Genomic DNA, 7,321 nt, shown 5'->3' on the forward strand with positions numbered 1-7,321 from the left:
CCCTCCGGTCGCGCCGGCGCCCACCGACAGCGGCGCCACCGGCGGCGCCCCCTCGGCCGGGACCCCGGCCCCGCCCGCCGACACCGCCACCGGCCTGGCCGGCCGCACCGTCCTGCTCGACCCCGGCCACAACCCCGGCAACTCCGCCCACACCGCCGAGATCAACCGCCAGGTGGACATCGGCAACACCCGCAAGGAGTGCGACACCACCGGCACCGAGACCAACGCGGGCTACTCCGAGGCCGAGTACACCCTGGACGTCTCCCGCCGGGCCCGCGCCATCCTGACCGCCCGGGGCGCCAAGGTGGTGCTGGCGCAGGACGGCGACCGCCCCTGGGGCCCGTGCATCGACGAACGCGCCCGCGCGGGCACCGACGCGCACGCCGACGTCGCACTCTCGGTGCACGGGGACGGCGGCCCGGCGAGCGGCAGCGGATTCCACGTGATCATGCCCGCCAGGGTGGTGGCCGGAAAGGCGGACAACGCGGCCATCGTCGATCCCTCGCACCGGCTCGGCCTCCTGCTGCGCGAGCGGTTCCACGCCGCGACCGGCGAACCGTACGCGGACTACATCGCCAAGGACGGCCTGGACACCCGCTCCGACCTGGGCGGCCTCAACCTCTCCACCGTCCCCAAGGTGTTCATCGAGTGCGGTAACATGCGCAACTCGACGGACGCGAAGCGGATGACGGACCCTCAGTGGCGCCAACAGGCGGCCCAGGGGATCGCCGACGCGCTGACCGCGTTCCTGACGACCCAAGAGAAGACCGAAGAGCGACACGGGAGTTGAACCGCACACCCCCGGAGGACGACGCTCCGCCCGGACCGCACGGTTTGCAACGACTTCGCCCCATTCCCGGTCCCGCCGTGCACCGGCAGGACGGTTGGGCCTAGGCTTCTGGTCCGTTCGGGAGTTTCGGCCGGTCGGCCCGACCGCACGAACCACCGTCCACGACACGTCAACGAGGGGAACGTTAGTGAATCTGCGCGCTCTCACCAGGGGAGACGCCGCCGTCGCAGGCGCGGCCGTCCTGCTCTTCATCGCCTCCTTCCTGCCCTATCTGGCCGCGGACTGCAGCGGTCGGCTCTGTGCGGACGCCTCAAAGAACGCGTGGAGCACCGATCTGTTCCCCGTCCTGCCCTCGATCTACCTGCTCGGCATCGTCGCCGCCGCGCTGATCCTGGTGCAGCGCTTCCAGGGCCAGGCCGCGGCCAACCGACAGGTCCTCGGCCTGCGACTGGACCAGTGGGGCATCGCCTTCGCGGTCGCCGCGCTGTGGACCTCGGTCTGGTCCCTGGGCGCCAGCCCGTACGGCCCGAACGTCAGCCACGGCTTCGGCGCCTGGCTCGGCTTCATCGCGCTGATCGTGCTCGCCGGCGCGGCCGCCGCGAGCCCCCTGGTGCCCGCACTGAAGGCCCCGCTGGTCTCCGACCGCCCGGCGGCCGTCCCCGGCCAGTACGGCTACCCGGGCCAGCCCGGTCACCCGGGTGCGCCCGGCCAGCCCGGTCAGTACGGCTACCCGGCCCAGGGCCACGACCCGGCGTTCGGCGGCCAGGGCGGCTACGGCTACCCGGGCGCCGGCCAGCCGCAGCCCGGCCAGCCGGTCCAGCCGCACGACGCCGGCACCCCGGTGCCGCAGCCGGCCCCGGCCGCGCAGCAGCAGGCGGCCGCCCCGGCGGCGGACTTCCAGCCGTTCTGGTTCGCCGTCCCGGCCCCGCGCCAGCTGGCCCCGAAGGACAACCCGGCCGGCGCCCCGGTCGGCGAGGTCGTGCCGGGCACCTGGTACCTGGCCGTCGAGCAGCGCGGCGCCGCGCTGGTCGCGCAGCTGCCGGACGGCAGCCAGGGCGTGCTGGCCGACACCACGGGCATCCAGCGCGGCTGACGCCCGCGGGCGCGTACCGCGAGGGGCGGGACCGGTTCTCCGGTCCCGCCCCTTCCGCTTGAGCGCTCGCCTTCCGTACGCGTACTCGACCGCCGTACGCGTCCGACTGCGCGTCCAACTGCGCGTCCGGCTACCGCACGCGCGTCCGGCTCAGCAGCAGTCCTCGACCACCAGCCCGGCCGGCAGCTGCTCCCCGCCGAAGACCGAGACCGTCGCCGGGTCCCCGCCGAGCGCGGCCACCGCGAGCAGCAGCGCCCCGGCCGTCCAGGTGGTGCGCTCCTCCGGCCAGATCGCGTCGTCCTCGAAGACGTACCCGGTCCAGTACGAGCCGTCCTCGTGCCGCAGGTGCTTCTGGATCCAGCGCAGGATGTCCACCGCGCGGTCGGACTGGCCGATCGCCCAGAGCGCGAGCGCCAGCTCGGCGCTCTCCCCGCCGGTCACCCACGGGCGGTCGCTGACGCAGCGCACGCCGAGGCCGGGGACGACGAAGCGCTCCCAGTCCCGCTCGATCCGGGCCACCGCCGCGTCGCCGCGCAGGCCGGTGCCGAGCACCGGGTAGTACCAGTCCATCGAGTATCGGTCCTTGTCCAGGAACCGCTCGGGGTGGTGGGAGACGGCGTGCCCCAGCCGCCCGGCCGCGAGCTCCCAGTCGGGCTGCGGCTCCTCCAGGTACTCGGCGACGGCCAGGCCGCAGCGCAGCGCGTGGAGGATGCTGGACGAGCCGGTGAGCAGCGCCTCGTCGGTGGCGGTGCCGTCCTCGGAGACCCGCCAGGCGATCGGGCCGCCGGGCAGCCGCAGGCCGACGATGAAGTCCAGGGCGCGCCGGACGACCGGCCAGATCCACTCCAGGAAGGCGTCGTCGCCGGTGCTGAGGTGGTGGTGCCAGACCCCGACCGCGACGTACGCGCAGAAGTTGCTCTCCTTGGCCCGGTCGGTGACCACGCCGTCGGTGTAGGCGGCGTACCAGGAACCGTCCGGGTTCTGGGCGGCGGCGAGCCAGCGGTAGGCGGCCTCGGCGGCGGCGTGCTCGCCGGCCGTGTCGAGGGCCATCGCGGCCTCGGTGTGGTCCCAGGGGTCGAGGTGGTGGCCGGCGAACCACGGTATGGCGCCGTCGGGGCGCTGCTCGGCCAGGATGCTGCGGACGGTGTCGGCGGCCTGCTCGGCGTCGAGCACCCCGTCGAGCAGCAGCACCTCAGGGACGGCGGCGGTCATGCCGTCCTGCCCGGCGCGCGGTTGGGCTTGGAGGCGTACGCGACGAAGCTCTTGCCGATCACCGGGTTGAGCGCCCGCTCGGCGGCCTTGGTGAGGCTGCTGATCACCGGGGTGCCGACGATGTCCCAGACCAGCAGCTGGTGGTACGCCTTCACCGGCAGCGCCTTGTCGTTGTCGACGCCGACCGCGCACTTGATCCACCAGTACGGCGAGTGCAGCGCGTGCGCGTGGTGGGTGCCGTACGGCTCCAGGCCGGCGTCCTTGAGCTTGCCGAGCAGCTCGTCGCCCCGGTAGATCCGGATGTGGCCGCCCTCGACCTCGTGGTACTCGTCGGACAGCGCCCAGCAGATCTTCTCGGGCAGCCAGCGAGGCACGGTGACGGCGAGCAGGCCGCCCGGCTTGAGGACCCGGAACATCTCGTTGAGCACGCCCTTGTCGTCCGGGATGTGCTCCATCACCTCGGAGATGATGATCTTGTCGAAGGACTCGTCCTCGAACGGCAGCGCCAGCGCGTTGCCCTCCATCGCGACCGCCGACGCCCCCTCGGGGGCCTCGCCGGCCTGCTCCATCGCCGCGAACCACTTCCTGACCTCGGCGATCTCCCCGGCGTTCTGGTCGAGGGCGATCACGTTGGCGCCGCGGCGGTAGCACTCGAACGCGTGCCGGCCCCCGCCGCAGCCCAGGTCGAGCACCCGGTCGCCAGGGGCGAGCGGGAAGCGCGAGAAATCGACGGTCAGCACTGCTGGACTCCCATTCCTATTGCTGCCAAGCGTTCTTGACGCCTCGTCAGGCCTTCGTTCAGCACGTCGCACTGCGCCGGGCGGGCCCCGACCCGCCGTCACCGGCCCGCCGTCACCGGCCGGGCGGCCGACCGGGACGGCGCCGCCGGCCCGTGCGCGTCGACCGGGCCCTAGTCCACGTACCGCCAGCCCGGCCCCGAGCGGGCCCGGGCGCCGGCGCCGGTGGCGATCGCCGCGCGGTAGGCCTCGGCGGTCAGCTCGGCGGCCCGCTCCCAGGTGAACCGGGCCAGCACCCGCCGCCGTCCGGCCGCGCCGAGTCCGGCCCGCAGCTCGGGGTCGTCCAGCAGCCGGCCGAGCGCGGCGGCCAGCGCGTCCGCCTCCCCCGGCGGCACCGCCAGGCAGGTCTCCCCGTCCGGCCCGGCCACCTCGGGGATCGCCCCGCCGGTGGTGGCGACCAGCGGGGTGCCGGTGGCCATCGCCTCGGCGGCGGGCAGCGAGAAGCCCTCGTACAGGGAGGGGACGCAGGCCACCTCGGCCGAGCGGTAGAGGTCGACCAGCTCGCGGTCGGTCAGTCCGCTGCGGAACTCGATGTGCCCGGCCAGCCCGAAGCGGCGCACGGCGTCGGCCACCGGCCCGTCCTCCTTCTGCGGCTTGCCGACCACCACCAGGTGGGCGTCCCGCTCGGTGCGCACCTTGGCGAGCGCCTCGACCAGGAAGACCAGGCCCTTCAGCGGGACGTCCGCGCTGGAGGTGGTGACGATCCGGCCGGGGACGCGCCCGATCTCCGCCGAGGGCGACCAGAGCCGGGTGTCGGCGCCGATCGGCACCACCGAGATCGCGTCCGGCGCGGCTCCCAGGCGCTCGGCGATCTCGCGCTGCGAGGTCCCGGAGACGGTGATCACGTGGTCCAGCCGGGCGGCGACCCGGCGCTGCATCCGGGTGAAGGCGTACCAGCGGCGCAGCGAGAGCCGCTTGCCCCGGGTGGTGGCGGCGTCCAGCTCCAGCTGCCGGTCCACGGTGATCGGGTGGTGGATCGTGGTGACCAGCGGAAAGCCGTGCCGGGCCAGGCCGAGCAGGCCGTAGCCGAGGGTCTGGTTGTCGTGGACCACGTCGTAGCGGCCCTTGTGGGCGGCCAGGTACCGGCGGGCGCGCAGCGAGAAGGTGAGCGGCTCGGGGAAGCCGCCGGTGCGCATGGTGGCGAACTCCAGCACGTCCACCGGGCCGCGGAACTCGCCCCGGGCCGGGGTGCGGAAGGGGTCGTCGGCGCGGTAGAGGTCGAGGCTGGGCAGCTCCACCAGGCGCACCGAGCCGGGGCCGTCGACCTCGTCGAGCACCGGGTAGGGCTGGGCGCCGATCACGTCCACGTGGTGGCCGAGCCGTGCCAGCTCGCGGGAGAGGTGTCGTACGTACACGCCCTGACCCCCGCAGAAGGGGTCACCGCGGTACGACAGCAGGGCAATCCGCAGCGGCTGCGCGGTCATCCTGGGCCCTCTTCTCTAGCTGCTATCGGTGCTGCCGGTCGTGCTTCCGGTCGCTAAAGTAGATCAGGTTTCAGTGGCTGGGGAACTCGTCGTCGACCACGTGAACCATGAGAGACCTCGAAGATACCGGCCCGTAGCTTTTCCCCAGGAGCCAGGGCTGGTGATTCCCGCCACGCCGAATCCTGCCGACCATGTGGAGCACGCCGCCACTCTCGCCCGCCCGGGAGCACCCTTGCCGCCACCCCCTCCTTCGACGTTGCCGCCGGTCTCCCCTCCGGGCGAGCCGCCGCTGACCGCGCGCCAGGCCGAACGGCGCCGGCGCATCCTGCGGGCCGCCACCGCACTGGCGGTGCGCGGCGGGTACGAGGCGGTGCAGATGCGGGAGGTCGCGGAGAGCGCGCAGGTCGCCCTCGGCACGCTCTACCGGTACTTCCCGTCCAAGGTGCACCTGCTGGTGGCGGTGATGCTGGAGCAGCTGCAGGGCCTCCACGAGCACATCCGGCGCCACCCGCCGACCGACCTCGAACCGGCGCTGCGGGTCGCCGACACCCTCACCCGGGCCTTCCACGCGCTGCAGCGCGAACCGCTGCTGGCCGAGGCCATGGTCCGGGCACTGTCCTTCGCGGACCGCTCGGTCGGGGCCGAGGTGGACCAGGTCAGCGTGGCCACCGGACAGCTCATCCTGGACGCGATCGGCCAGTCCGGACCGCCCACCGGGAGCCAGCGCGCGGCGGTGCGGGTGATCGAGCACACCTGGCACTCGGCGCTGGTCGCCTGGCTCTCCGGCCGCGCCTCGATCGCCGAGGTACGGGCCGACCTGCACACCGCGGCCCGGCTGCTCACCCTGCCGTGAACCGTCCTCCTCCCGCCGCCGACTGGAACCTGTTCCTGCCCGCCCCGGGCCGCTCGTCGTGCTCCGGCGGCTAGAGTCGACAGTCGGCACAACTCGATCCCGCTCCTTCCCCGGGGAAAGCCGGTGCGAATCCGGCGCCGACCCCGCAGCCGTGAGACCGGCGCCGCCCTCGGCCGCCCGGACGAGTCGGAGCACCCGGGGAGGGGCGAGCGGCCCGTCCGGACGCACGCGCCCGGCACCGTCGAGGACTACGGAACGGCCCCGACCGGGCCACCACCGCTCACCGAAAGGCACACCCGCACCATGCTGACCGCCGCCCGCCTGGGCGCCGCCGCCCTGTCCGCCGCGCTGCTCACCGGCGTCGCCGCCGGCCCGGCCCTCGCCGACGTCTCCCCGCCCACGGTCCCGGACGGCCTGTACGGCAAGAGCGACCCGACGTACGACGGCGTCTGGCGGCAGTCCCTCGCGCTCACCGCGCTGGCGGCGGCCAAGGTCACCCCGGCCGACTCCGCGGTCGGCTGGCTCACCGGCCAGCAGTGCGAGGACGGCGGCTGGCCCTCCTACCGGAACGCCGGCACCGCCTGCGACCCCACGTTCGAGGACAGCAACGCCACCGCCGTCGCCGTCCAGGCCCTGGTCGCCCTCGGCGGGCACCAGGAGGCCGTCGACAAGGGCGTCGCCTGGCTCAGGACCAACCAGAACGCCGACGGCAGCTGGGCCTACAACCCGGGCAACCCCGGTGACGCCGACTCCACCGGGCTCGCCGTCAACGCGCTGTTCGCCGCCAAGGCCGACCCGGCGGGCGTCGCCAAGGCCGGCAGGTCCGCCTTCGACGGGCTCGCCCTGTTCCAGCTCGGCTGCGCCGCCCCCGCGGACCAGCGCGGCGCCTTCGCCTACCAGCCCGACCCGGCCGGCGGCACCCTCACCCCGAACGCCCTGGCCAGCGGCCAGGCCGCGCTCGCCGCCGGCGGCGGCCACCTGCCGGTCGCCACCTCGGTGCACGCCGACTCCGCGCCCAAGGCCCTCACCTGCGCCTCCGACGCCGCGGCCGCCTCCGCCCCGGTCCCGCACGCGGACTCCGGCGAGGCCGTCGGCGCCTACCTCACCGCCCAGCTCGCGGCCGGCGGCGACCACCTCACCCTCACCACCCCC

The 7,321-nt window shown here is 74.4% G+C and carries 7 protein-coding genes; 4 read left to right on the top strand and 3 right to left on the bottom strand.

All coding sequences use genetic code 11. From position 1 onward, the window contains the following. Positions 1-790, top strand: a 790-nt coding sequence (locus ACIQOV_RS18410) for an N-acetylmuramoyl-L-alanine amidase (RefSeq protein WP_401049644.1), incomplete at its 5' end; no start/stop codon positions are given. Positions 791-977: 187 nt separating this feature from the next. Then, on the top strand, positions 978-1,883 hold the full coding sequence (locus tag ACIQOV_RS18415) for a hypothetical protein (protein ID WP_359896883.1): 906 nt from the start codon (positions 978-980) through the stop codon (positions 1,881-1,883). Between the two features lie 150 nt (positions 1,884-2,033). On the opposite strand, the gene ACIQOV_RS18420 is transcribed toward ACIQOV_RS18415, so the two are convergent. From ACIQOV_RS18420 to ACIQOV_RS18430, 3 genes are all read right to left on the bottom strand, one after another. Beyond that, complete coding sequence (locus tag ACIQOV_RS18420) at positions 2,034-3,095, bottom strand: prenyltransferase (protein WP_380352536.1); 1,062 nt, start codon at positions 3,093-3,095, stop codon at positions 2,034-2,036. Further along, positions 3,092-3,835, bottom strand: coding sequence for a class I SAM-dependent methyltransferase (locus tag ACIQOV_RS18425; protein ID WP_401049646.1), 744 nt, complete (start codon positions 3,833-3,835; stop codon positions 3,092-3,094). Before ACIQOV_RS18425 ends, ACIQOV_RS18420 begins: the two co-directional genes overlap by 4 nt. 170 nt (positions 3,836-4,005) lie before the next feature. Beyond that, positions 4,006-5,316, bottom strand: coding sequence for a glycosyltransferase family 4 protein (locus ACIQOV_RS18430; protein ID WP_401049647.1), 1,311 nt, complete (start codon positions 5,314-5,316; stop codon positions 4,006-4,008). A gap of 256 nt (positions 5,317-5,572) precedes the next feature. Here ACIQOV_RS18430 and ACIQOV_RS18435 point away from each other — a divergent pair, with 256 nt between their 5' ends. Together ACIQOV_RS18435 and ACIQOV_RS18440 are read left to right on the top strand one after the other, a co-directional pair. Beyond that, the gene (locus ACIQOV_RS18435; RefSeq protein ID WP_359896874.1) at positions 5,573-6,169 is read left to right on the top strand and encodes a TetR family transcriptional regulator; all 597 of its coding nucleotides are present in this window, start codon (positions 5,573-5,575) and stop codon (positions 6,167-6,169) included. Between the two features lie 123 nt (positions 6,170-6,292). Continuing rightward, positions 6,293-7,321: prenyltransferase/squalene oxidase repeat-containing protein (locus ACIQOV_RS18440; RefSeq protein ID WP_401049648.1), on the top strand; the 1,029-nt coding region annotated here is incomplete at its 3' end.

This window comes from Kitasatospora sp. NPDC091257, from assembly GCF_044757675.1.
Lineage (GTDB): Bacteria > Actinomycetota > Actinomycetes > Streptomycetales > Streptomycetaceae > Kitasatospora > Kitasatospora lactacystinica.

Excerpts from the sequence above, each read along its gene's own strand:
- ACIQOV_RS18420 (WP_380352536.1), bottom strand. The coding sequence starts at position 3,095 with ATGACCGCCGCCGTCCCTGAGGTGCTGCTGCTCGACGGGGTGCTCGAC.
- ACIQOV_RS18430 (WP_401049647.1), bottom strand. The coding sequence starts at position 5,316 with ATGACCGCGCAGCCGCTGCGGATTGCCCTGCTGTCGTACCGCGGTGAC.